We start from the raw sequence: 24,145 nt of genomic DNA, 5'->3' as shown, positions 1-24,145 counted from the left end.
ACCGGGCAGGCGCTCGGAGTGAACCGGGGGAGCGGAAGGGGGCGCGTTCGCCACGCGAGCTGTCCCGCCGATCATCGCGCGCCTACCGTCGTCAACAGGGCACATGGGCAAGGGCGGGGAGGTACGGCCATGGCGGGACGGGGCCCGCGCAACAGAGGCGGTCGACGGGCAGCGGCGGACCGTACGCGGGAGACAGCGGACGACTTCCAGCGGGGGGACCGGAACCGTACGGACGGCACGGGCGCCGCGGGCGCCACCGGATACACCACCGGTACCACAGGTATCGGCGGCACCAAGGGCCTCTCGAACCCCGCAGCAGGCCTCTCGAACCCCTCGGTCATCCCGGACCCGCACCCCGGCCCCGACCCCGCCCTCGTCCAGATCCGCGACCTCGCCGGGCGACCCCGGGGCGTCGGCTTCCTCGCCGATCACCAGGGCACCCTGCTCACCAGCCACGAGGCGGTCGACGGCCTGACCCGGCTCGTGCTGCAGATCGCAGGCGGCGACCGCACCTGTGTCGTCGCCGCCGACGCCGTCACCCCGCTGCCCGAGCGCGATCTGGCCCTGGTCCGCACCGAGGGCCTGGGTCTCGACCCGCTGCCGCTGTCCGTGCGGGAGCGGATCGACGCCGGAACCTATGTACGGATCCCCGCCGGCTGCTGGCGGGAGGCACGGGTGCTGGCCGCCACCGAGGTGACGTACACCGCCACCGACCGCTTCCACCTCCTCCCGGACGCGCTGGAGCTGGCGGTCGGCACCGCGGGACAGGACGCGCTGCGGCTGGGCGGCGGGGCGGCCGGGGGACCGGTGCTCGACGCGGAGACCGGCGCGGTGATCGGCGTCCTCGGCACCGCCCTGCACTCCCCGCAGCGTGACACGGGCTTCGCGGTGCCGCTCCGGCCGGCCGGCGGCCCCCTCGGCGAGCTGCTCGCCCGCAACGCGGCCACGGTGCCCGTCTACGGCACCGACCTCAACCAGGCCGGCGTTCTGCAGCTGACCGCCACCTCGGTCGGCCAGGAGGGCCCGCAGGGCTTTCTCGCCGGCGTCGTGGAGCCGGTCGAACGCCACGGTGTCGCACGGGAGTTGGCCGCCTTCACGGCCGGTGACCGGGCCGTGCTCGGGCTCGTCGGCGCGCCCGGCAGCGGGCGTACGACGGCACTCGCTGCCCTCGCCGCCCGCCGGGCCGGCGAGCGGCCCGCCCCGACGCTCTGGCTGCGTGGCGCGGACCTGGAGGATGCCGACGACTCCGTGGCCGACGCGGCCCGCCGCACCCTGGAACGGGCCGCCAGGATCGTCGCCGCCGCCCGCTCCGTCCACCCGGAATCCCTCGGGGACGTCAGCCCCGAACACCTGGCCCACCTCGCCGTCCGGGCCGGCCGCCCGCTCCTGCTCCTGCTGGACGGCCCCGAGGAGATGCCCCCCGTGCTCGCCCACCGCCTTCCCGACTGGACCAGGGGAACGGCCGCGTGGCTGCGCCGGACCGGGGCACGACTGGTGGTGGCCTGCCGGGAGGAGCACTGGGAGCGAGCGGGGGCGGAATTCCCCGCCGACCTGCTGCACGCTCCGGCGGCTCCGGCGGCATCGGCGGCTTCGGAGGCTCCCGCCACTGCCTCCACCCCCCTCCCGCCCTGCCTCCGCCTCCCCGACCTCACACCGGACGAGGCCCGGCTGGCCCGGGTCCGGTATGAGGTCCCCGACGGCGCCCTCTCCGATCGCGACGCCCGGCATCCGCTCACCCTCCGGCTGCTGTCCGAGGTCCGGGCCGCCGCCCCGGACGTCCAGACCGGCGCCGGACCCGTCGAACGGCACGAGGTGTTCGCCGCCCACCTGGATCTGATGTGCCTGCGGATCGCGGTCCGGCTCGCCGCGGAGAGCGGCCTGCGCGGCACCGCCGTACGCCGGCTCGCCGCTCGCGTGGCCGGGCAGGTGCACGAGGCCGCCCGGCGGAGCCTCGGCGCGGGGCAGGGCGAGCTGGACCGGGCGTCGTTCGAGGCGGTGTTCCCCTGGGGGCCCGCCCCGGCCCGGCTGGGCGGCGGCACCGGCTGGGCGTCCGCCGTACTGACCGAGGGTCTGCTCGTTCCGGCCGGCCGGGGCTACCGCTTCGCGCACGAGGAGCTGGCCGACTGGATCCAGGGCATGCATCTCGACCTCGACGAGGCCCTGCGCGCCCTGGTCCACCGCCCCCGTACCGCCCGGGAAACCGCTCCCGTCCCGGTGCCACACCATTGCGTCGGTCCCGTCGTCCAGGCCCTGCTGCTCCTCGCCCGGCACCACGGCGACCGCCAACTCGCGGCCCGACTGCGGGACTTGACGGACGCCCTGGACCGCGACACCGGCTCCTGGTGGGCCGCCCGGCTGCTCGCCCGCACCCTGCTGCAGATCCCGGACGCTACGCCGTACACCGACGTGCTGCGGCTGCTCGCCGACCGGATCGTCGCCTGGCGCCGCGCCCAGCGGCCCGTGCCCGCCGAGTTCGGCCCCGGCTTCTGGACCGAGCTGCCGGTCCACGACACCGAGCGGCTCGATCTGCTGCGCCGGCTCGTGCTGGCCGACCCGGTGCCCCCCGAGACCGGCGAGCGCTACCTGGACGTCGTCGCCCGGCTGCTCGCGGCCGCGCCAGCCGTCGTACAGCCGCGGCTGACCCGCTGGTTCGACGACGAACGGCCGCTGCCCGCGACCCCGCACGCCACGGTCGCGACCGCCGCGCAGGCGCTGCTGCACACCCACCGGCACGGCGCGCTGGACGAGCTCGTCGAGAACCTGGTGGCCAGTGCGCACCGGCGCGCCGACGAACTGCTCGCGACCCTCGCCGAGGACGAGCCGTCGGCGATCTGCCGGGCGGTCGACCGCTGGGCGCACGACGAGCGCCCCGCCCGCCGGGCCGCGGCCGTGGCCCACGGCCTGCGCGCGGCGCCGCACGCCCGTGCGGAGGCCGACCGCGAGCTGCTGCGCTACGCCGCCCTCGCCCTGCTCGCCCGCCCCGCCGACCGCGCCCTGCACGGCGGCGCCCTCGCCCTGCTGGTCCGCGACCCGCACACCCGCGACCGGCACCTCGCCGCGGCCCTACGGCACTTCTCCGACGGCGACCCGCAGCTCCCGCCGAGCGCCCTGGTCCCCGTCCTGGCCGGCCACCCGGAACCGGTCCTGGAGGCCTTCCGCGCCCGGCTGCGCGGCCCGCACGCGGGGGAGGCGCTGCGCACCCTCGCCGAGGCCACCACCCCGGCCCTGGCCCGCCGCATCGCGCCCCTGCTCCAGGAGGCGGTACGGCTCCACCCCCAGACCGCCGGCCACCTCGCCGCCCATGTCGACCGCCGCCTCGCCGAGGGCCCCACCGCCCGCGCCGTTCTGCTGCCCCTGGTCACCGGTCTGCTGGTCGACGCCCCCGAACAGCTCCGTGCCGCCCTCGCCACCGTCCTCGCCGCCGCCGGCACCCCCGCCTCCCGTCCGCTGCGCCGCGAGCTCCTGGAGCTGCTGCTCGCCCGGGAACAGGAGCCGTCCGTGCTGGACGCCGTCCTGCACGCGGCCGCCGAGCACGGGGACGACTACGGCGACGGCCGGGAGGAGGAGGTCCGCGGGCTCGTCCACCGCACCGGTCTGCTCCTCGTCCGCACCCCCGAGGGCGCCACCCGCTTCGACCGCGGCCTGGTCGACCTGGGCCGGCACGTTCCCGGCTTCGCCGCGCGGATGGCCGGCTGGCTGGCCGCCACCCCGGACGAATGGGCCGCCGTCGTGGGCCCCAGCACCCGCCGCATGCTGGAGAACCTCGCCGGCGTCCGCGTACCGGCGTGAGCGGCCACAGGGCGTCGCCGGGAACGTGCGCCCGGTCACAGCCCCGATACCGATGCGGGTCCGGGGCACCCGGCATGGCACCCTTAGACCTGCGCAAGTCTTAGGCGTCGATATGGACACGGGTTCGAGGAGCGGTCACAGTGCAGCGCTGGCGTGGCTTGGAGGACATCCCCCAGGACTGGGGGCGCAGCGTCGTCACCATCGGTTCCTACGACGGCGTCCACCGCGGCCACCAGCTGATCATCAGGCACGCCGTCGACCGCGCCCGCGAGCTGGGCGTCCCGGCCGTCGTGGTCACCTTCGACCCGCACCCCAGCGAGGTCGTCCGCCCCGGCAGCCACCCGCCGCTGCTCGCCCCGCACCACCGCCGCGCCGAGCTGATGGCGGACCTGGGCGTGGACGCGGTCCTCATCCTCCCCTTCACCACCGAGTTCTCGAAGCTCTCGCCCGCGGATTTCGTGGTGAAGGTCCTGGTGGACAAGCTGCACGCGAAGGCGGTCGTGGAGGGCCCGAACTTCCGCTTCGGCCACAAGGCCGCGGGCAACGTGGAGTTCCTCGCCGAGCAGGGCAAGACCTACGACTTCGAGGTCGAGATCGTCGACCTGTACGTCACCGGTGAGGCGGGCGGCGGCCGGCCCTTCTCCTCGACCCTGACCCGCCGCCTGGTCGCCGAGGGCGACGTCGAAGGCGCCCGGGAGATCCTGGGCCGCCCGCACCGCGTGGAGGGCGTGGTCGTCCGCGGCGCCCAGCGAGGCCGCGAACTGGGCTTCCCGACGGCCAACGTCGAGACCCTCCCGCACACCGCCATCCCCGCCGACGGTGTGTACGCCGGCTATCTGCACGCGCAGGGCGAGGTCATGCCGGCCGCGATCTCCGTCGGCACGAACCCGCAGTTCGACGGCACCGAGCGCACGGTGGAGGCGTACGCCATCGACCGCGTCGGCCTCGACCTGTACGGCCTGCACGTCGCCGTCGACTTCCTCGCCTACGTGCGCGGCCAGGCGAAGTTCGACTCGCTGGAGGCCCTGCTGGAGCAGATGGCCGCCGATGTGAAGCGGTGCCGGGAGATCGTGGCGGCGGAGGAGTAGGCCTTCGGCGGGCTCTACGACATGAGAGGGCGGCCGGTGCTGATCGCACCGGCCGCCCTCTCGTTCACTGCTGCTACTGCTGCGGGGGCGGGCCCTGCGGTGGCTGCTGCTGCGGGTAGCCGGGCTGCGGCGGCTGCGGGTAGCCGTACGGCTGGCCGGGCTGCTGCGGCGGGTACGGCTGCTGACCCGGCGCGGCCTGCGGGTACGGCTGCTGGCCGGGGGCGGCCTGGGGGTACGGCTGCTGGCCCGGTACCTGCGGGTACGGCTGGCCCTGCTGGGGCGGATAGGGCTGGCCCGGCATCGGCTGGCCCGGCATCGGCGGGGCGGCCACCGGCGGCGGGTTGCCGTCGCTGGTCCACAGGCCGTGCGCCTGCTGGTGCCGTACGAAGTCCTCGGCCACCAGCGCGGCGAGGTTGAAGTAGGCCTCGCGCGTCTTCGGCCGCATCATGTCGAGATCGACCTCGGCACCGGCGGCCAGATGCTCGTCGAAGGGCACGACCACGACCGCGCGCGTGCGCGTCTCGAAGTGCGCCACGATGTCCTCGACCTTGATCATCTTGCCGGTCTCCCGGACACCGGAGATCACCGTGAGCGAGCGGGAGACCAGGTCGGCGTAGCCGTGCGCGCCCAGCCAGTCCAGCGTCGTACTGGCGCTGCTCGCGCCGTCCACGGACGGCGTGGAGATGATGATCAGCTGGTCCGCGAGGTCCAGCACCCCGCGCATCGCACTGTAGAGCAGACCCGTGCCCGAGTCGGTCAGGATGATCGGGTACTGCCGGCCGAGGACGTCGATCGCGCGCCGGTAGTCCTCGTCGTTGAACGTGGTCGAGACGGCCGGGTCCACGTCGTTGGCGATGATCTCCAGACCGGAGGACGCCTGCGAGGTGAACCGCCGGATGTCCATGTAGGAGTTGAGGTACGGGATCGCCTGCACGAGGTCACGGATCGTCGCACCCGTCTCCCGGCGCACGCGCCGCCCGAGCGTGCCGGCGTCCGGGTTCGCGTCGATCGCGAGGATCTTGTCCTGCCGCTCGGTGGCGAGGGTGGAACCCAGCGCGGTGGTCGTGGTCGTCTTGCCGACGCCGCCCTTGAGGCTGATGACCGCGATCCGGTAGCAGGACAGGACCGGCGTGCGGATCAGCTCCAGCTTGCGCTGCCGCTCGGCCTCCTCCTTCTTGCCGCCGAGCTTGAACCTGCCGCCCGCCGCCGCGGGCCGTCCGCTCTTCGCCTTCTGCCTCTTGTTGTTCAGCAGCCGGTCCGAGGACAGCTCCACGGCGGCCGTGTAACCGAGCGGCGCGGCACCGGGGTTGGTCGGCTGCCGCTGGTCGTGCTGGACCGGCTGCGGCCACGCGGCACCGGACCGCGGATCGACCGGCGCCTGCGGGGGCTGCGGTGCGGGTGCCTGCGGGGCCTGCGGTGCGGGTGCCTGCGAGGCGGGTGCCTGCGGGGCCTCGGCCGCCGGCGCGCCGTCCGGACCCTGCGGGCTCTGCGGCGGCGGGAAGCCGTAACCGCCGGGCTGGGGCTGGGGGGTGGGGGCGCTGGGGTGGGGGAAGCCGTAACCGCCTGCGGCGTTGGGGTGGTTGGGGTTCGGCTGGGGTGCGGGCGGTTGCGGGAAGCCGTAACCACCCGGCTGGGGCTGGGGCTGGGGCTGGGGCTGGGGGATGGGGGTGCCGGGGTGGGGGAAGCCGTAACCGCCTGCAGTGTTGGGGTGGTTGGGGTTCGGCTGGGGCGCGGGGGGCTGCGGGAAGCCGTAACCGCCCGCCGCGGCGTGGCCCGCCGGGTTCGGCTGACCGGGCTGCGGTGCAGCGGGCACGCCGGGCTGGTTCGCCTGGTTGGGCTGGTGCCAGGCGGCGGGCGCGGGCTGCGGGGCCTGCGGCTGGAACGGCGGCTGCTGGCCGGGCATCGGGCCGGGCTGCTGCTGCGCGGGCCACTGGGCCGCCGGAGCGGGCGCCGCGGGCTGGTAGGACGGCGGCAGCGGGGGCACCCCGCTCTGCGGCGCGGGCGGCGGCGTCCAGCCGGGATGGGCGTCCTGGGCGGGAGCGGGCGGTATGGCGGCCTGGGGCGCGCCGGTCTGCGGCGAGCCGTCCGGCTGGGCGCCGCTCTCCGGTACGCCGGGCTGGGGCGCGGCGTCCTGCGGCACGGCGGCGTCCACGGACGCGGAGGCGTCGGCCTCGGCCTCGGCGTCGTCGGACTTGGAGTCGGCGTCGGCGTCGTCGGCGGACGCGTCCCGGGCACCGTCGGTGTCCCCGGCCCCGGCCCCCGCGTCGCCCTCGGTCGTGTCCTCGACCTCGGCCTTGCTCTCGCCCTCGCCCTCGTCCTCAGCGGTGCCGGCCTCGGAGACAGCCGCGTCCTCCCCGGACCCGGCCTCCGCGGAGACCACGTCCGCGGGCTCCGTACCCGACCGTTCCTCGGCACCCTCGGCGTCCTCGGCCGAGCCCTCCGGCGCGGACGCTTCGACCGCGTCGCTCTCGGCACCGGCGGAGCCCGTGTCCGCACCCTCCGCCGCGCCCTCGTCGCCGGCGCCGTCCCGCAGCGCGGCCGCGCGCTCGGCGATCTCGGCCATCTCGCGCTTCAGGGCCACGGCGGAGAACCGCATGGTGGCCCCGCTCTCCAGGTCCCCGTTGCTCGTCTCCGGCTCGACCGCGGGCACCGGCGGCTCCGGCTGCGCCTGCTGAGCCGGCTGCGCGGCCTGCGGCTGCTGCGCCTCGTAGCCCTCCGGCAACCGCGGCATCGGGACAGGAGTTCCGACGGGCGGCGCCGGCGGCGCCGGCGGCACGGGCGCGGCGTAGGGAGCGCCCTGGGCCTGCGGGGGCGGTGGCGGCGCGTACGACGTCCCCTGGGGCGGCGTGAACGGAGCGCCCTGAGGGGGCGGCGGGGGGACCGGAGCCGTCGCAGGCGCGCCCGACGAACCCTGTGCGTTCTGCGTGTACCAGGCGGGCGGCGCGTAGTCGATGGTGAACTCGCCCGTCATCTCGATGGCGGACTCCGCGTCGGTCTGGTCGTCGTCGGGTGTGTCCCAGCCCCCGCGGATCCCGTCCCGATCGCTGTTCACAGTTCCTCCTGGTGTGGTCGAACACCCTCATGCCGTGCTTGGGGGCGACCGTTCCTGTCGTACGATTCGCCGGGCTTCCCCTTGGGTCGACGGACCCCTGCGTCGCAGCGCGCGCACCGCCCGACCCCAGCCTAATCACCAAAGCGACGCAACTGGCAGGCCCGGCTGCCCCTTCCTGCCCGTCCGACGCGTCACACCGGGCCCGAGACGGCCACGGCGCATGCGGACGTACACCAAACCGTGACAACAGCGCTCCTGAAATACCAGGCAAGTTGGACGTGTCAGTCCATCCGGCGCGCCACGCCCAGCAGTCCCGTCTCGGCGTCGGTCGCCCGGGTCACCACGTACTGCCGGTCCCGCTCGGTGCACCAGAGGGTCACCCCGTCCGGAAGCGTGGGCAGCGTGTCGAGTTCGGGGCGCGGGAGCCCCATCACCCGCCCGATCTCCACCGCTTCGTCCGGCGACACCCGCTGCACGCCCACCAGGCGCGCCTGACGCATCAACCGCGGCGCGACCGGGCTCAGATACGGCAGCAGCGTCAGCACCGACTGCCAGGGAGCCGACACCACGCGTCCGCGCGGCGGCCGCATGCCGCAGTCCCGCACCACCAGCACGGGCGTGCCGGCCGAGGCGCCCTGCGGGGGCACCCGCCCGACGTCGTACACCGCGAGGCCGTTCTGTCCGCCGCCCATCGCGTGCACCATGGGCATCCAGGCCTGCGCGCGCCCCGTCTCGACGGCAACGCGCGCCCCCGTCGCCGCCGCCCGCAGCGCCATGACCTGCGCGGTCCACAGGCCGCCGATGAGCACGATGTCGTACGGCGTGGGGCGGTTCACGCCGAGCACGGCGGGCTGGCCCTCGGCGTTGACGCCGACCACCACGCCGTCGTCGCCGATGGGCAACGACAGCGCGTCGGCCTGCTCCACGGGCAGCACGTGCCGCGGGTTGCGGGGGCCGAGGAGGCCGAAGCCGGTGCGCAGCCGTTCGCCGAGGCCGGGCGTCGGCGCGGCCGTGCGCGACGGCGTGGGAGAGGTCGACAGGGCCATCAGCGGGCACCTCCGAGCGGCAGAGTGGCCAGAACGCCGGGGAGTTGTTCACGGTCGAGGCGAGCGAGTCCGGTCCGCGTCTGCCGAGCCGCCTGCTCCAGACTGCGCCGGGCGTCGGTTAGTTCCTGGTTGCTGCGGCCGGTGATGCGGACGTGGCCGGTGAGAGCCACATCCTGCTGCGCGCCCTTGGCCAGGGTCAGGCTGAAGGTCGTCGCCAGAGCGGGCACCTCGGTCAGCTGCGCGACCAACTGCGCCAGCGAGCCGCCGGATCCGCCCAGTTGGGGCCAGCGGCGCACCCAGTAGGTGGTGTGCCGGCGGTTGTCGCAGCGCCAGCTGCGGCTCGACTCCTCGGTGCGGCGCTGCGGCGCCTCGCCGCGCCCGGCCTGCGCCGTCACCATGGGGTTGGCGCAGGCGGACGTCGCGATGGCGGCCGTCAGCTCCTCCTCGGTGAGCACGCTCGCCCGGAACCCGGCACCGGTCAGCCGGCTCGACAGATGCTCGGCCGAGCGGGTCAGGCACTTCTGGGCGCCCTGAAGTCCGCCGCCGCGCGCGGCAACCGCCTCCGGGCACAGCTCGGGATCCAACTTCAGCGCGATCCAGGTGATGCGGACCGCGGGGGAGCCGGTCTGGGCCTGCAGCGGGGCGTAGTTGCTGACGACCACCGACTGCTGGGGCAGGTGCAGTGCGGGCGCGGGCTGGGTGTGCACGACGATCTGCGCCGACTCCAGCCGGATCCCGTCGACTTCGAGGGCGTCCCGCACCAGACCCACCGGCAGCGGTCTGCGGCCGCGTTCCGCGCGCAGCGCGTCGGCGTCCGACTCCACCTGGAGGACCGCGGTCAGGAAGCCGCCGTCGCCGACCATGCCGATCGGCCGCTGGTCGCGGTCGTCGCCGCGGCTGTAGCTGTAGGTGCGCAGGGTCGGGTCGCACTCCACGGCCGGAGCGAGTCCGGCGTCCGTGCCCGCCGGCACCGGTGTGCTCGCCGCCCGCCGATTGCGGGCCCGCAGCGCCAGGAGGGTGCTGAGCCATTCCGGCAGGGAGCGTCCCCGGCGGCGTACGACCGCGAGCACCACGAACAGCACGGCGACCGGGGCGACGGCGATCAGCGCGACCGTCCCCACGAGCCACCCGCACAGCACGAGCGCGCCCGCGATCTCCAGCAGCACCAGCCGCTGCAGCGCGAACGAACCGCCACGGCCCGAGCGGGACTCCAGATGCGGCGCGAAGGAACCCCGGTAAACAGTCGGTGCCTGCTGGGTGGTGGGCTGAGAGGCGGACGCGCCACGGGCACCCGACCGGCGTGTGCGACCAGGTCGTGATCCCGATTGCGATCGCGACCGGGTCCGCGTTGCGGAAGCCATCACTCCAAAACCCCCGAACTCACCCGGAAACCCTCTGAGCTCCGGTCCCTTCAAGCCGTGAGCACCCTACCCGTGCCACAACCACACCCACGCAACAGGCATAGTAGGGGGCGGGTCTGACAGTCGAGGCACCAGAGGCAACCGAGGGCGGGGGACGGATCTTCACAGGTCCCCCACGGCTCCGCAACGGGGAGAGAGCGGACACAGATGGCATCACGGCGGGACGAACTCAACGCCTACACCTTCGCGAAGCGCCGCACGCTCGCAGCATTCCTTCAGCCTTCGCCCTCCGGCTCGGAGGAGGGCGCCCCCAAGCCGCTGGGCGCACTGGTGCCCGGTCTCGTCGTCGGCGCCGTGGTCCTCGCGGTGTTCGGCGGGATCGGCATGTTCAGCCCGACGGCGCCCAAGGGCTGGGACGACCCGGGGAAACACGTCATCGTCGCCAGCGAGTCGACGACGCGGTACGTCGTCCTGAAGACGGGCAAGCAGGTGCAGCTGCACCCGGTCCTCAACATGGCCTCCGCCAAGCTCCTGCTGAGCCCCGAGAACGACAGCGTCATCACTGTCGACGAGAAGGTCCTGGACAGCGGCAAGCCCCCGCACGGCGTCACCATCGGCATCCCCTACGCCCCCGACCGCCTGCCCTCCGCGGACGAGGCCTCGGCCGCCAAGCGCTGGGCGGTCTGCGAACGGCCCGGCGCCGGCGGCCGGGCCATCCAGAAGGCGGCCTTCGTCCTCGCGAAGAAGGAATGGCCCAAGACGGAGGGATCCGACCGGCTCACCGGCGGCGACCTGATGTACGTCGTCGCCCCGGACGGCAAGACCCAGTACGTCGTCGACGCGCAGGGCACCGCGTACCCGATCGGGAATCCGGACGACAAGGAACTGCTCAAGGCCCTCGACACCCAGGGCCGCGCCCCCCAGCGCGTCTCCCAGGAGTGGCTCGCCACCCTGCACAAGGGCAGCCCGGTCTCGATCCCCCGCATCCAGGGCACGCCCGGCGCGAAGGCCGGTGCCGGGTTGCCGGCGCAGTACGACAAGGTCGGCGAGGTCATCAAGGCGTACGACGGCCATACGCTCCGGTATTACGTCGCGCTGCAGGGCAAGGTGGCCCGCATCTCCGAGTTCACCGCCACGCTCCTGCTCAACAGCGGACAGCTCGTCAACGTCGGCCAGGCCGGTGAGGCGCAGCAGGTCGCTCCGGGGGCGATCGCCGACAGCAGCACGTTCGAGGGCGACAAGAACTGGCCGGCGTACAAGCCGAGGACGGTCAACGACAGCTCCAGCGCCACCAGCGGCCGCAACACGGTCTGCAACGTCCTGCGCTCGGTCGGCGCCCAGGGCAGCACCACCCTGTCGACCTGGGCGGGCGATGACTTCCCCGCCCAGCTGCCCACCGGATCCTCCAGCGGCTACGTCACCCCGGGCTCCGGCCAGCTCTACCGCCAGTTCCAGGGCACGGAGACCTCGGTCGGCGGCGTCTTCCTGGTGACCGACACCGGACTGCGCTACGCCCTGCAGTCCAACAGCGACAGCGACAGCAACAACGAGGGCATCGGCACCTCCGCCCAGCAGCGCAAGGAGGAACTGCAGGAGGCGAGGATCGCCCAGACCCATCTCGGCTACGAGAAGGTGTCTCCCACCCCCGTCCCCATGGAGTGGTCGACGTTCCTGCCGACGGGCCCGCGCCTGTCGGAGGCGGCGGCGCGGCAGCCGCAGGGCTCCTAGCGGCGGGGCGGAGGAGAACGGAATCATGCTGAAGGCAAGGACGCCCGTGACGAGGACCTCGGGCACCGTGGCCAGAACGGCGGCCCTGGCCGCCGCGCTGACCCTCACCGCCACGACCACGGTGCTCGCCCTCCCCGCCGCCCCGGCCCTGGCGGACGACGGCCAGTGCACGTTCCCGTCGAAGCCCTACACGGGCCGGCCGTGGGCGCTGCAGCGCGTCAACCTGGACGAGCTGTGGGCGCTGTCGACCGGCAAGGGCGTCCGGGTGGCCGTGATCGACACCGGGGTGGACGTCAAGAACCGGCAGCTCACCAAGGCCGTGGACGCCGCCAAGGGCAAGAACCTGCTGCCGCCCACGAACTCCAAGGGCGAGAAGATCGACCGCGGCAACAGCTCCGGCACCACGGACACGGTCGGCCACGGCACGCGCGTGGCGGGCATCATCGCGGCCCGCCCGATGAAGGGAACGGGCTTCGTCGGTCTGGCCCCGGACGCGACGATCATCCCGATCAAGCAGAACGACGCCGAAGGCGACGGCACGGCGGACACGCTGGCCCGGGCGGTGACGTACGCGGTCCAGACCGGCGCGGGCGTCATCAACATCTCCCAGGACACGGCCAACGCGCTCGACCCGCAGGACTCGAAGCTGAAGGACGCCATCGACTACGCCCTGCGGCAGAAGGTCGTGGTGGTGGCCTCGGCCGGCAACGACGGCCTCGGCGGCAACGTCAAGGTGACGTACCCGGCGTCGTACCAGGGCGTCCTGGCGGTGGCGGCGTCGGACCGCAACAACGAACGGGCGCCGTTCTCACAGTCGGGCTATTTCGTGGGAGTCGCCGCTCCCGGTGTCGACATGATCTCCACAGTCCCGGGCGGCGGCCACTGCTCGGACAACGGCACGAGTTTCTCGGCCCCCTATGTGGCGGGCGTGGCGGCGCTGTTGAAGGCCAAGTACCCCAACTGGACGGCCCAGCAGGTCGTCGCCCAGATCGAACAGACCGCGGAACGCTCGATCCCGGGGCACGACCGGCTCGTGGGCTGGGGCGTGGTGGACCCGGTGAAGGCGCTGTCGGACGTGGATCCGGAGCACCCCGTCCAGTCCCCGCAACCCGAGGGCGGCGTGTCCAAGGCGGAGGCCCCGGACGTCACGCCCCTGCACTTCGGCGAGACAGCGGAGCAGCGCGACAGCCGCATGGCCACCTACGTGGTCGTGGGCGCCCTGGTCCTGGTGGCGGGCCTGAGCGGTACGGCGGTGGCGGTACGGGACGCGCGGCGCAGGCGCGGCAGGCTGCAGACGGGGCGCTGAACGCCCTGGCCTGTTCCAGTCCCCGGTCCGCCTTTGCTGCCGGCCATGGGCGTACGCGAAGGCGGACCGGCTTACGTCACAGCTTGCCGAAGACCACTCCTCGCCAGGTCCAGCCGGACTTGAGGACGGTGTCACGCAGAGGGTCGCGCAGTTCGGAACTGTCGAAACCGAAGGTCTCCCTCGCCTCCAGCCGACCGCTCTCCCCCCGACCGACGGTCCACTTGCGGCTGACGACCCGGTTCGGCCCACGCGAGTACTCCTTGGACATCTGGAGCCTCGCCGGAGTCCCGATCCGCTCGACCTCCCACTGCTCTTCGAGCGCACGCACCTCGTGCTCCTTGTGGCTCAGCCGCATCCGGATCCGCACGGCGTGACTGATCTCGGACCGGACGAAGATCCCCTGCCAGGCGGGCGCGGTCAACCGCCACTCCGCCACCAGGTCGCACTGCTCCCCGCCGCCGTAACGGATGACGTACGGGGCATCGGCCTGATTGAGCCCGAGCAGCGCCGCCCGCAACTCCTCCCTCGGGACCGGCGAAAGCCCCTCCGGTGGATGCCGGGTGCCTGTGAGTCTGTCAAAGAGTCCCATGTGCCCAGCGTACGAAGGGGACTTCGGGCAGGTGCAACCGGCGCGACTTCAGGCGTGCCGGTGCTCGGTATCGACCAGTCGCATGTGGAAGTTCTGCAAAGATCCGGTCGGCACCGCACCGCCCCAGGCGATCGCGGACAGGGTCGGCCGGCGACCTCGAGAGCGCACGGCACCCCCCCACACCACCTCGCCGCATACCCGCAAACAGGGCAAACCGTGACGCCTGATTCAGTCTCGTAACCGAGTCAACACATATGCCGGTTGGACCCGTTGGGCAGGTTGACTAGAGTGGTCAAGTGCTGTGAGTCGCGGCTCGCTTTGCGATCGTACGGCGGGCGGACGACCGGCCTCGCCTCGGTCGGGGCCGATGGTGTACGGGGAAACGGGGAGGAACATGAGCGGGGGCGGGCCAGGGCCGGACCTCAAGGTCAGCGGTGACGCGCTGCAGCAGTTCGTCAACACGGTGGACAGTGTTCTGCAGGATCTTGAGAAGTCGGCGGGCAATCCGGCGCGAGTCGGAGACCAGACGATCCGGCACACGTCGCTCCGCAGCGGGTCTGCAGCCTTCCATGAGGCCGACGCCCTGTACGGGACGTTCAACGCGGTTCACGAGGCGCTGACGAATCTTTCCAGGACCCTGCATCTGCAGATCGAGGCGATCGGAATCGCCGTCAAGGGGGCGCACGGCACCTTCGAGAACCTCGAGGAAGAGCAGCGTCGCAGGTTCTACGAGATCCAGGCGGAGATCAATCGACTCAATCCGAAGGGCGACAAGAACTCCGGCGGCGGGGAGAAGGGAGGGCTCTGAGCATGACCGACAAGCACAAGGCGGACATGGATCGGGTCTCCGCGGAGAACAACTTCACCGACCTCGCCCGGGGCCTCGGGGACCAGCCCAGCACTGGCGGCCTCTTTTTCAATCCCGTCGAGATCCTTCGCTCTCTTGCCAAGGCCACCCCGTACGGGCAGGCCATGGTCAAGCGCACGGAATTCGACAACTATGACCTGAACGCGATGCTCGACCTGGTCGAGCAGACGAACCCGGAGGACCTGGAGTCCTCCGGTCGGGCCCTCTGGGACGCGCGCGATGCCATCAAGGCGGCAGCTGACACGCTCAAGGGTAAGTTCGACACGGTCCCCTGGGTCGGCCAGGCGGGCCACGACTTCCGGGTATGGGGCGACGGACTCGTCAGCCACGCACACGCACTGGCCGAGTTCGCAGGCGGAGCTGGTGACTCGATCGCCACCGCCGCCGAGGGGCTGGCCTCTGTTCGCAACGCCATGCAGCTTCCCCGGGACACGAGAGCGGTTCCGACGCGGCCCGAAAAATTCACGACGGCCGAAAAGGTGGCGGACAAAGAGGGGTATGCCACTGCCGTAACGGTGGAGAAGCACCGCCAAGAGGCGGTCAACCAGATGAACCGGTTGGCGTCGTATTACGCGGTGTCGAACCAATCGCTGCAGGACCTGCACAAGAGCGCGCCTGACTTCGGAGGCCTCCCGAACGTCGGGGTGCCGAAGCCTGGTCCCTATGTCGATTCCGCTTCGCAGGGCTCGGCTTCGCATGGTTCCGGAGCCCCGAGCTCAAGCGCGGTCGGCGGGCATCATGCGACGGTGGAGCCGGCGCGCCATGTGGCTGTGACCGGCACAAGCGACACAACGGCACATGTAGCCGACACACCGCCACCCGCAGGGGACGTTACGGACCGAGTCAGGCACCCGGACGTCCCGGTGGGTACGCACATCGACACCACCGGCACACTGCCCCCTCCCACGACCACCACTCCCGGGCCCACTCACACTCCGCCAGTCACTGGGACGCCGCCCACAGGTGGCAGCCAGCACAACGTGTTCGACGGCGGTGGTTTCAGGCTCCCCATGCCCAACCCGACCTCGGGCCGCGCCTTGAGTGGCGCCGGCGGATTCCGTAACCCCGCGACTGCCCAGGGGCGCGCGGGTACGTCCGGCTTGTCCGAGCCGGGTCCCGGCCGCGCCACCGGGCGAGGGCCCATGGACCAGATGGGCCGGGCGGCGTCGACGGGCCAATCCGTCGCCAAGGGCGCTGGTACCGGGCCGAGGGCATCCTCCCCCATGGGTCGGGGAGTCACGGGCGGTACACCACGACCTGCCGAAACGTCGGCATCGCGTACGGCCGGCGGCCCGACCACAGGCGCCGGCCGGACCAACGGAGTGGTCGGAGGGCGGCCCTCAACCACGAATCCATCGGCGAAGAACGGGTCGAAGATCCCCCGCGGCACGGTCATCGGCGGCGCGGAAGAGGCCAACTCGCGGTCCACGACCGGCCGACTGGGCCAGCGTGGTGTCTTCGGCGCGTCCGAGTCCTCGGCGCAGGGGGGCTCGGGTGCCACTGGTTCCCGTGCCGGCGCCGGGTCGGCCGAGGCCGTCACGGGCAGGCCGGCCGCGCGAAGCTCCGAGGCAGGAGCTGCACGCAACGGCATGACCCGTGGTGGTGTCGGCCTCACGCGCGGCACCGGCCAGACGGGCAAGTCCCGCGACGAGCGGAACGGGATCCCGCGCCCCGACTACCTGGTCGAGGACGAAGAGACGCACCTGCCGAACACGCGCCGGCGCGATGTACCGCCGGTCACCAACTGAACGCAAGCGAGGACAGTCAACGCCATGAAGTCAGGGACCAGCCGACGAGCCGACCGGGCCGAGGTCCGCAGGGCGCGCTGCGGAAGACGAGTGCGTGCGTTGGGTGCGGTTGTTGGCGCCCTGACCGTCGTGACCGTCGGTTTGGCTCCAGGTGCCGCTGCCTCCGACGAACAGTCGAAGCAGTGGTACTTGGGCCCCATGCAAGCCGAACAAATGTGGAAGGTGAGCACGGGAAAGGGCGTCAAGATCGCGGTCATCGACTCCGGGGTGAACGCGAACACGTCGTCACTCAGGGGCCAGGTCCTGACCGATGAGGTTCCCAAAGCGATGGCTTACCACGCGACTGACGACTACTTGGGCCACGGCACGACCATGGCCGAGCTGATCGCAGGTACCGGGGCGGGCGGTGGGCTGAAGGGGCTGGCACCAGGCGCGAAGATCGTTCCGTACCGCATCAAGCTCGACGCCCTCAAAGGGGCGAAGGAAAGGGCCCGGACTCCGGATGTCGATACGGCACTGAGGGCCGCTGCCGATACCGACGTAAAGATCATCAGTATCTCGCTCGGTGGGCTGGTCACCAACGAGGATGAGGATGCTGTCAAATACGCGCTCTCAAAGGGCAAGTTGCTGATCGCGTCAGTGGGTAACGCCGGGAAGAACGGCCAAGTCGACTATCCCGCAGCGTACCCATACGTCCTCGGTGTCGCGTCCGTCGGTAAGTCCCTCACTGTGTCGGACTTTTCCTCGAGTGGAGGCTATGCCGACCTGGCAGCCCCTGGTGAAGGATACCCCGGCTGGTGTGACGGCACCTTCCGCTCGTATTGCGACAACTACAAAGGTACGAGCCCCGCCACCGCCCTCACCTCAGCCGCCGCCGCCCTGATCTGGTCCGCGCACCCCGACTGGACCCTGTACCAGGTCGAGCGGGCCCTCCTCGACACCGCTGGACGCACCTGGCCGAAGGACAAGCCGAGCAAGTACCTCGGCTACGGAGTCATCCGTCCCCGCCTGGTCCTGGCGGACAAGAACTACAACCCCGGCCCTGCCGATGTCGATCCGCTCCAGAAACAGGACGGACACGAGTGGGCAAGTGTGGCGCCTGTGGCCCCTAAAAGCTCTTCTTCTCCTTCTGAGTCAGCCTCGTCACAAGCCCAGGAAAAGGGTTCCACCGGCGCAACCTCGGCGGCAGGATCGAGCGCGGAGTCGTCGAGTGGCGGGGGAAACACCACTTGGATCGCACTCGGCGCCGTCGGCGCGATCGTCGTGGTCGGCGGTGGCGCCCTGGCCATCGCGCGGGCACGGCGAGCCAGGTGAGTTCCTCGGCATCAACTGCCGTAGCAGCCCATCAGATCAACATCGGACACACGAAAGGCAGGGCCGATCATGGCCGGCGGAACGCAGAAGCTCCACGATGATGCAGTAATCCGTCTCGAGAAGCAGATGCTCGAGAAGTACGAGAACATCCAGAAGCGCGTGCACGCGCTTCAGGGCGTCATCGACAGCCTCGAGGGCCAGTGGCAGGGCATTGGCCGTGCCGCGTTCGACAAGAAGCAGTACGAGATCAACCTGTCGCTGCGCAACATCGGCAACATCCTGGGCGACGTCATCGAGGCCATGACCACGACGCGCAACATCAAGGACAGCAAGGAAGACGAGGTGCGCGCGGCCGTCAACAAGATCAGCCTTCAGGACGGCGCTTCCACCGTTCCGACGTCCTCCCTGAGCTCCTACTGAGTCGAGCGAACCACAGCACATCTGCCGGGCGACCGGCGCACTCACCAGCTACACACCAGCGAGACGAGGTAAACAGGCATGGCCAACAACGCTGAGGGGCTCTCCGTCACTTACGACGGGCTCGACACCGCGGCTACCAGCATCGGTAACCAGGCGAGCCAGCTCGAGCAGGATCTGCAGGACCTGCGCGGCCTGGTGGTGAACAGCCTGCAGTACTGGGAGGGCCAGGCCCAGGGCACCTTCCACGAGAAGCTGCAGCACTGGGACAAGGCGGCGAATGACATCCACCAGGCCCTGCAGGGCATCGGTCACGTCGTCCGTCAGTCCGGCGGTACGTACATGGAAGGCGACAAGAAGGCGGCCTCCTACTTCCAGTAGGACACGGCTCGCAGAAGCAACTCCAGGGTGGGCGCGCGCGGGAGGCGCCCACCCTGCTGTTGTGCCGAGGGACAAAGGCCGAGCGGTTGAATCAGAGGAACGAAGAGTGAGCATGCGCGCGTCAGCCACCGGACCGAGTACCCGAAGCACTCGGCAGATCGGCCCGTACACGGTTGTCACGCGGCTCGACTCCGGCCTTTCCGCGCACACGCCCGTACCCGAGCACCGCTTCATCGCCCGCAGCGCCGACGGTAACCGCACCGTACTGCTCAGCAGCCCTTTGGCTACGGTCGACCCGCAGCGCTTCATGACCGAAGCCGATGTTTCCCGCTATCTCCTGGGGCCCTGGGTCCTCCCGGCCGCCGAACTCGCCGCCCCGGGCGAGCCGGCGTGGCATGCGCGTCCGTATCTGCCCGCGCTTCCGCTGCCCGTCGCCCTCGCCGTCCACGGCGGCCCGCTGCCCGCGCGGACGGTACGGGCGCTCGGTGTAGCGCTGGCCGAGAACCTTGCCGTCATCCACGGGCAGAACCTGACCCACGCTGGGCTCTGCCCGGCCGCTGTGCTGATCGCCGCGGACGGACCCCGGCTCACCTGCTTCGGGGCGGTACGGGCCGCCGCGCCGGACGGTGCCGCGAGACAGGAGGTGCCCGGGCTCGACCCCGGCTCCCTGCCGCCCGAGCAGGCCGCTGGCGGGCAGCCGCGCCCGCCGGGCGACGTGTACGCCCTCGGTGCGACACTGGCCTACGCCGCCACCGGGTACACGATGCCGGAACGGGAGGAACTTCCGCCCGCTTTGCGCTCGCTGGTCTCGCGGTGTCTGACCCGCGACCCGGCCCATCGCCCGCAACTCTCCGAGGTCATCGGCGAGTTGGCGGGAGGTGCCCCACCGGACACTCCGGCCGGTTTCGCTCCGCCCACGCGTGCGGACGCCCTCCTCGGCCCCGGCTGGCTGCCCGCCCGGCTCATCGCCGCCGTCGTCCACCAGTCGGCGTCCGTCCTGGCCGCCGAGGCGCAGCTGCCCACGCCGGCACCGGCGCACGTGTCCGGGACGCCCGGCGCAGCGCCGTACCCGGCCCCCGTCACCCACCCCAGCCACTGACGACAAGAACCCTATGCCGACTCCCCTCAACCATGACGATCCCGTTGTCCTCGGCCCCTTCCGGCTCACCGCCCGGCTCGGCAGCGGCGGTATGGGCACCGTCTACGTGGCGCGCTCCGCTGGCGGTCGGACCGTGGCCCTGAAGACCATGCACGCCGCCATCGCCACCGATCCGGCGGCCCGCATGCGGTTCCGGCTGGAGGTGGACGCGGCCCGGGTCATCGGCGAGCAGTTCGGGGCGCGGGTGATGGACGCGGATCCGCTCGCGGAGACACCCTGGCTGGCCACCGAGTACGTGCTCGGCCCCCCGCTCGACGAGGTCGTCGAGGCCGGGGGACCGCTGCCCGAGCAGTCCGTGCGCGCCCTCGGCGCCGCCCTGTGCTCCGCACTCGGCCAGCTGCACCGGTCGGACGTCGTACACCGCGACCTCAAGCCGTCCAACATCCTCCTGACCGCCTACGGCCCGAAGGTCATCGACTTCGGCATCGCGCGGGCGATCGGCGACGACCGTCTGACCCGCGCCGGCGCGGCCGTCGGTACGCCGGCTTTCATGTCGCCGGAACAGGCCACCGGTCAGGAACATGACGCGGCCGGCGATGTGTTCGCGCTCGCCGGGGTGCTGGTGTACGCGGCCACCGGACGCGGCCCGTTCGGGCACGGGCAGGCGGCGGATCTGCTGTACCGGGTGCGGTATGCAGAGGCGGACCTGAGCGGCGTACCGGCCGCCCTGGTGCCGGTGCTGGCCCGCTGCCTGGCCAAGGAGCCGGGGGCCCGCCCCAGCACGGCTGAACTCGCGACGCAACTCCACGACGGAAAGGGCGAGTTCGCCGACCACCTGCCCCACGAGCTGCTCGCGGACATCGCTCGACGGGCCGCCGGCATCTGGAAGCTGCTGCCCGAGCGGCTGCCCGCGCCGGCGGCCGGTCCGGAGGCGGCGGGCACTACGGAGGCCGGCCGTCGCCCGTCGCGCCGCGGGTTCCTCGCGCTCGGTGGGGCGCTCGCCGTCGGCGCGGCGGCCGGTGGAGGCGCGTGGTGGTGGCAGGAGCGCGCCGCAGCGCGGGGCGGCGGAGGTACGACCGGCCAGGGCAGCGTCCGTCAGACGCGGAACCTCGAGCCGCTGTGGTCGTACCCGTTCGACCCCATGATGCTCACGGACATCTACGGCATGGTCGTCCCCCAGGGGGTGGGCGGAACGATCGTGGTTCCCATGGGCGGATACACCCATGGCGTCAGCCCCAGGACCGGGGCCGGCATGTGGCGGATGTACAGCCTGGAGAGCGGCTGGCAGATGGTCGTGGCGGGTGGCCGCCTCTATGGGCTCAAGCTGGGGTACGAGACCGACGACGGGATCGGGTCCGCCGTCACCCTGCGGACCGTCGACCCGCGGAACGGGAAGACAGCCAAGACACTCGCCCGGTTCGCGGACAGCAACAACCAGCTGACCACACATCAACTCCTCTGCGTTACCGACCGCGTCGCGTACGTCGTCGTCGGCAACGGGAAGGAGGACGGCACCGGCTACATGATGGCTCGGCAGACCTTCACCATCCGCGCCGCCGACCTTCGGACCGGCAAGCCGCTGTGGTCGAAGGGATTGCCTGCGCGGCCGGACGACAGTAAGAGGCTGCACATGCTCGCCGCCTGGGCCGTCGGCAGCCGCCTGGTGACACTCCAGGAAGTGGAGGAGTGGACCGTGCACATCGTCGTACGAGACGCCTCGACCGGCGCCGTCGTGTGGGATAGGCCGTATGAAATCGACGATCCGGACATCCTGCGCGGCGGGATCGCCGCGGATGGCAATCACGTGTATCTCGGGGGCAGCCGGTTGCGTGCGCTGCGGCTGAGCGACGGGGCCGTCGCCTGGCAGACCACGACGGACCGTGCATACAGTCCACCGACGCTCAGGGCGGGTGTGGTGCATGCGGTGGGTGCGGGGACCGGGCTGACGGCGTTCGACGCGGACACCGGAAGAGTGCTCTGGACCGAGAAGGGCGGAGCGACGGACGAGGCCTCCACCGCTTGGCCACCCGTCCTCGGCACCGACTACGCCTACTACAAGAACGCGGCCCTGCTGCACGCGGTCAGCCTGTCGGACCGCACCACCGCGCTGACGTACCAGACGAGCGGCAAACAGTTCCACGCCGACACGGACTCGAAGTTGCTCCTCGGCGTCAACAGCACCGACCTGACCGCCTATCCCTTCAAATGACGTGACCATCGCCTCCCGGCAGAAAGACCATCTATGAAACCCCTCGGTACCGGCGACCCACTCCGTCTCGGTCCCTATCGCGTCCTCGGGGTCCTCGGGGAAGGCGGCATGGGCAAGGTCTACGTCGGACAGGACAGTGCCGGCAGCCTGGCCGCCGTCAAAGTACTCAGGCCCGAACTCACCCATGACACCAATCTCGCCCAGCGGTTCGTGCGCGAGGCGCAGGCCGCGCGGGCGGTGCGGAGCAATGGCATCGCTAACGTGCTCGGCGCGTGGACCGAGGGCGGACGGCCATGGATCGCCACCGAATTCCTCGCGGGGCTCACGCTGGACCAGGCGGTCGACACCTACGGTCCTCTCGACGAGCCGGCTCTGCGCGCTCTTGCCGGTGTGCTCGCCCGGACCCTCGCCGACATCCACGCGGCCGGGTTCATCCACCGGGACCTGAAGCCGCCGAACATCGTGCTCACCTCGTCCGGACCGCGCATCATCGATTTCGGCATCGCCCGGCCCGAACACGGGCTGACCCTGACCACGACCGGACAGGTGCCCGTCACACCGGGGTACGGCGCCCCCGAGCAGGTGCTCGGCCGGCGAGTGGCTCCGTCGGCCGACGTGTTCTCGCTCGGCGCGGTGCTGGCCTACGCGGCAAGTGGCAGCCGGGCGTACCAGGGCTCGCACATCGCAGCCGTGCAGTACGAAGTGGTGCACGGCGAGCCTCGGCTCGACGGCATTGCCCCGCAGCTGCAAGAGCTGATCCTGCCCTGCCTGGCCAAGGACCCCGCCGCGCGTCCTGCTCTGGCCCGGATCGGCGAGGCCATGGCGGCGCCCAAGGGGGCCGACCGGATGTGGCGGCGTGGAGCGATCGCTGACGCCATCAAGGAACGGGAGGCCGCGGCACACCGGCTGACCGCGCCCGTCACGATCGAGACGGCCCCGTCCGTGACCCGGAGGCGTCTGCTCACGGGGCTGGCCGCGGGAGGCGTGATCCTGGCAGGCGGGGGTGGTACGGCGGCGTGGTGGATCGGCTCGCGGGCTGCCTCATCGAAGAGGAAGAGCGACCCCTTCGGCATTCCTCCGGCGGTGCGCATGCCCGTACAGAAGCTGGACATCGAGGGGGTCAAGGACCCCTTCACCCATGACGTCCAGCCGACGGACCTGTGGGAAGTCCCTGACCAAGCAGACGCCTACTCCCGGCCGTTGCTGCCGGTCGGAGACGTCATCGTCTTCGGTGTGGCGACCGGTGGTGTCGCGGCCTTCGACATCACGAACGGAAAGCGCCGCTGGACGGCGCCTCACCTCCGAACGAAGAGCGGCTATCTCTCCCTCTCCGATCGGCTCGTCATCGGGGCTGACAGCAAGGGCGTGCTGCGGACCTTCGTGCCCTCCACCGGTGAACCCAAGTGGACGTGCCCGGCGGCCGAGGCGGGCACGCTCCTCGCCGCCGACGAGAATGCGGTGTACTTCGTGACGAAGGACAACAAGTTGCGCAGTGTGAACCGCTCAGACGCCAGGATTCGCTGGACGACGCCGGTCCCCGCCGACTTCCGAGGCAAGTTGCTCACCCCGGCCGTGATCGGCCAGGGCATGCTGGTTGTGTCGACCTCGGTCGGCACCGTGCTCGTGGTGCACACCAGTAACGGCCGCACGGCGTGGACCCGACTCGACCACCAGAAAGTCACTGTCCGTCCCGCTGTCTACGACAACACCGTGTACATCAACGGCAAGTCACTGGACGCCCGTCGGCTGAGCGACGGGGAGAATATCTGGAGCACCAAGCTCGGCGACTGGGAGAACGACTGGGACAAGTGGGGCCCTCCGGCGGCCTACGAGGACGCGGTCTATGCCAGCGCGGGGGACGGCATCCGGTACCTGTCCAAGAAGGACGGCACGGTGCTGTGGGATGCCTTCGACTGTGCGGACCCCGCGAGCCCGGTGGTACGGCAGGGCCACGCCGTCTGGGCGGTCGAGCTCGACGACCGTGCGGACCAGCCGGCGCTGCTGGTCAATTCCGTGCGGGTGGCCGACGGACAGAGTGCACGAAGCTACCGTCTGCCCCAGTCGGAATACGTCCGCCTTGCCGCCGCCGGCAATCGTGTCTTTGTCCTGCACGACAGCTCGGTCATCGCTGTTGCGGCGTTCTGAGCGCT

16 protein-coding genes are annotated in these 24,145 nt (G+C 71.7%); 12 read left to right on the top strand and 4 right to left on the bottom strand.

What is annotated here, in order from left to right:
- Positions 1-129: 129 nt before the first annotated feature.
- The gene (locus ACFYOH_RS21825; RefSeq protein ID WP_388627807.1) at positions 130-3,789 is read left to right on the top strand and encodes a trypsin-like peptidase domain-containing protein; all 3,660 of its coding nucleotides are present in this window, start codon (positions 130-132) and stop codon (positions 3,787-3,789) included.
- Between the two features lie 140 nt (positions 3,790-3,929).
- A complete protein-coding gene (locus tag ACFYOH_RS21820; RefSeq protein WP_388627804.1) occupies positions 3,930-4,877 on the top strand; it encodes a bifunctional riboflavin kinase/FAD synthetase in 948 nt (315 codons plus the stop codon).
- Positions 4,878-4,950: 73 nt separating this feature from the next.
- On the opposite strand, the gene ACFYOH_RS21815 is transcribed toward ACFYOH_RS21820, so the two are convergent.
- The 3 genes from ACFYOH_RS21815 to eccE all read right to left on the bottom strand — a co-directional run bounded on the left by ACFYOH_RS21815 (position 4,951) and on the right by eccE (position 10,336).
- A complete protein-coding gene (locus ACFYOH_RS21815; RefSeq protein WP_388627802.1) occupies positions 4,951-7,929 on the bottom strand; it encodes an SCO5717 family growth-regulating ATPase in 2,979 nt (992 codons plus the stop codon).
- A gap of 281 nt (positions 7,930-8,210) precedes the next feature.
- Positions 8,211-8,975 (bottom strand): hypothetical protein, encoded by a 765-nt coding sequence (locus tag ACFYOH_RS21810; protein ID WP_388627800.1) that lies wholly within the window; start codon positions 8,973-8,975, stop codon positions 8,211-8,213.
- Positions 8,975-10,336: a type VII secretion protein EccE gene (eccE, locus tag ACFYOH_RS21805; protein WP_388627797.1), complete on the bottom strand. Its 1,362-nt coding sequence runs from the start codon at positions 10,334-10,336 to the stop codon at positions 8,975-8,977. The genes ACFYOH_RS21810 and eccE overlap by 1 nt, the downstream gene beginning before the upstream one ends.
- Positions 10,337-10,543: 207 nt before the next feature.
- Between eccE and eccB the strand changes: the two genes are divergently transcribed.
- Both eccB and mycP read left to right on the top strand, forming a co-directional pair.
- Complete coding sequence (eccB, locus tag ACFYOH_RS21800; protein ID WP_388627795.1) at positions 10,544-12,064, top strand: type VII secretion protein EccB; 1,521 nt, start codon at positions 10,544-10,546, stop codon at positions 12,062-12,064.
- Between the two features lie 25 nt (positions 12,065-12,089).
- Positions 12,090-13,370: a type VII secretion-associated serine protease mycosin gene (mycP, locus tag ACFYOH_RS21795; RefSeq protein WP_388627792.1), complete on the top strand. Its 1,281-nt coding sequence runs from the start codon at positions 12,090-12,092 to the stop codon at positions 13,368-13,370.
- A gap of 76 nt (positions 13,371-13,446) precedes the next feature.
- Here the strand turns inward: mycP and ACFYOH_RS21790 are convergent, their stop codons facing one another.
- Positions 13,447-13,959, bottom strand: coding sequence for a hypothetical protein (locus ACFYOH_RS21790; protein WP_388627789.1), 513 nt, complete (start codon positions 13,957-13,959; stop codon positions 13,447-13,449).
- A 394-nt stretch (positions 13,960-14,353) separates the two neighbouring features.
- On the opposite strand from ACFYOH_RS21790, the gene ACFYOH_RS21785 reads away from it, so the two are divergent.
- The 8 genes from ACFYOH_RS21785 (at position 14,354) to ACFYOH_RS21750 (ending at position 24,140) form a co-directional block, all read left to right on the top strand.
- The gene (locus ACFYOH_RS21785) at positions 14,354-14,767 is read left to right on the top strand and encodes a hypothetical protein (RefSeq protein ID WP_388627786.1); all 414 of its coding nucleotides are present in this window, start codon (positions 14,354-14,356) and stop codon (positions 14,765-14,767) included.
- A gap of 2 nt (positions 14,768-14,769) precedes the next feature.
- Positions 14,770-16,575, top strand: coding sequence for a hypothetical protein (locus ACFYOH_RS21780; RefSeq protein ID WP_388627783.1), 1,806 nt, complete (start codon positions 14,770-14,772; stop codon positions 16,573-16,575).
- A gap of 90 nt (positions 16,576-16,665) precedes the next feature.
- Positions 16,666-17,889, top strand: coding sequence for a S8 family serine peptidase (locus ACFYOH_RS21775; protein WP_388627781.1), 1,224 nt, complete (start codon positions 16,666-16,668; stop codon positions 17,887-17,889).
- A gap of 69 nt (positions 17,890-17,958) precedes the next feature.
- Positions 17,959-18,309 (top strand): WXG100 family type VII secretion target, encoded by a 351-nt coding sequence (locus ACFYOH_RS21770; RefSeq protein WP_388627779.1) that lies wholly within the window; start codon positions 17,959-17,961, stop codon positions 18,307-18,309.
- A gap of 78 nt (positions 18,310-18,387) precedes the next feature.
- Entirely contained in the window at positions 18,388-18,687 is a 300-nt protein-coding gene (locus ACFYOH_RS21765; RefSeq protein ID WP_388627778.1) for a WXG100 family type VII secretion target, read from the top strand.
- 112 nt (positions 18,688-18,799) lie between these two features.
- On the top strand, positions 18,800-19,786 hold the full coding sequence (locus tag ACFYOH_RS21760) for a serine/threonine protein kinase (RefSeq protein WP_388627776.1): 987 nt from the start codon (positions 18,800-18,802) through the stop codon (positions 19,784-19,786).
- 13 nt (positions 19,787-19,799) lie between these two features.
- Positions 19,800-21,995, top strand: a complete 2,196-nt coding sequence (locus ACFYOH_RS21755) for a protein kinase (RefSeq protein WP_388627774.1) — start codon at positions 19,800-19,802, stop codon at positions 21,993-21,995.
- A gap of 33 nt (positions 21,996-22,028) precedes the next feature.
- Entirely contained in the window at positions 22,029-24,140 is a 2,112-nt protein-coding gene (locus ACFYOH_RS21750) for a protein kinase (protein WP_388627773.1), read from the top strand.
- Positions 24,141-24,145 lie beyond the last annotated feature (5 nt).

The sequence above is a fragment of the Streptomyces sp. NPDC007856 genome (assembly GCF_042868225.1).
Classification (GTDB): domain Bacteria; phylum Actinomycetota; class Actinomycetes; order Streptomycetales; family Streptomycetaceae; genus Streptomyces.
The sequence above is the reverse complement of the archived record's forward strand: the minus strand, read 5'-3'. Positions and strand labels throughout refer to the sequence as shown.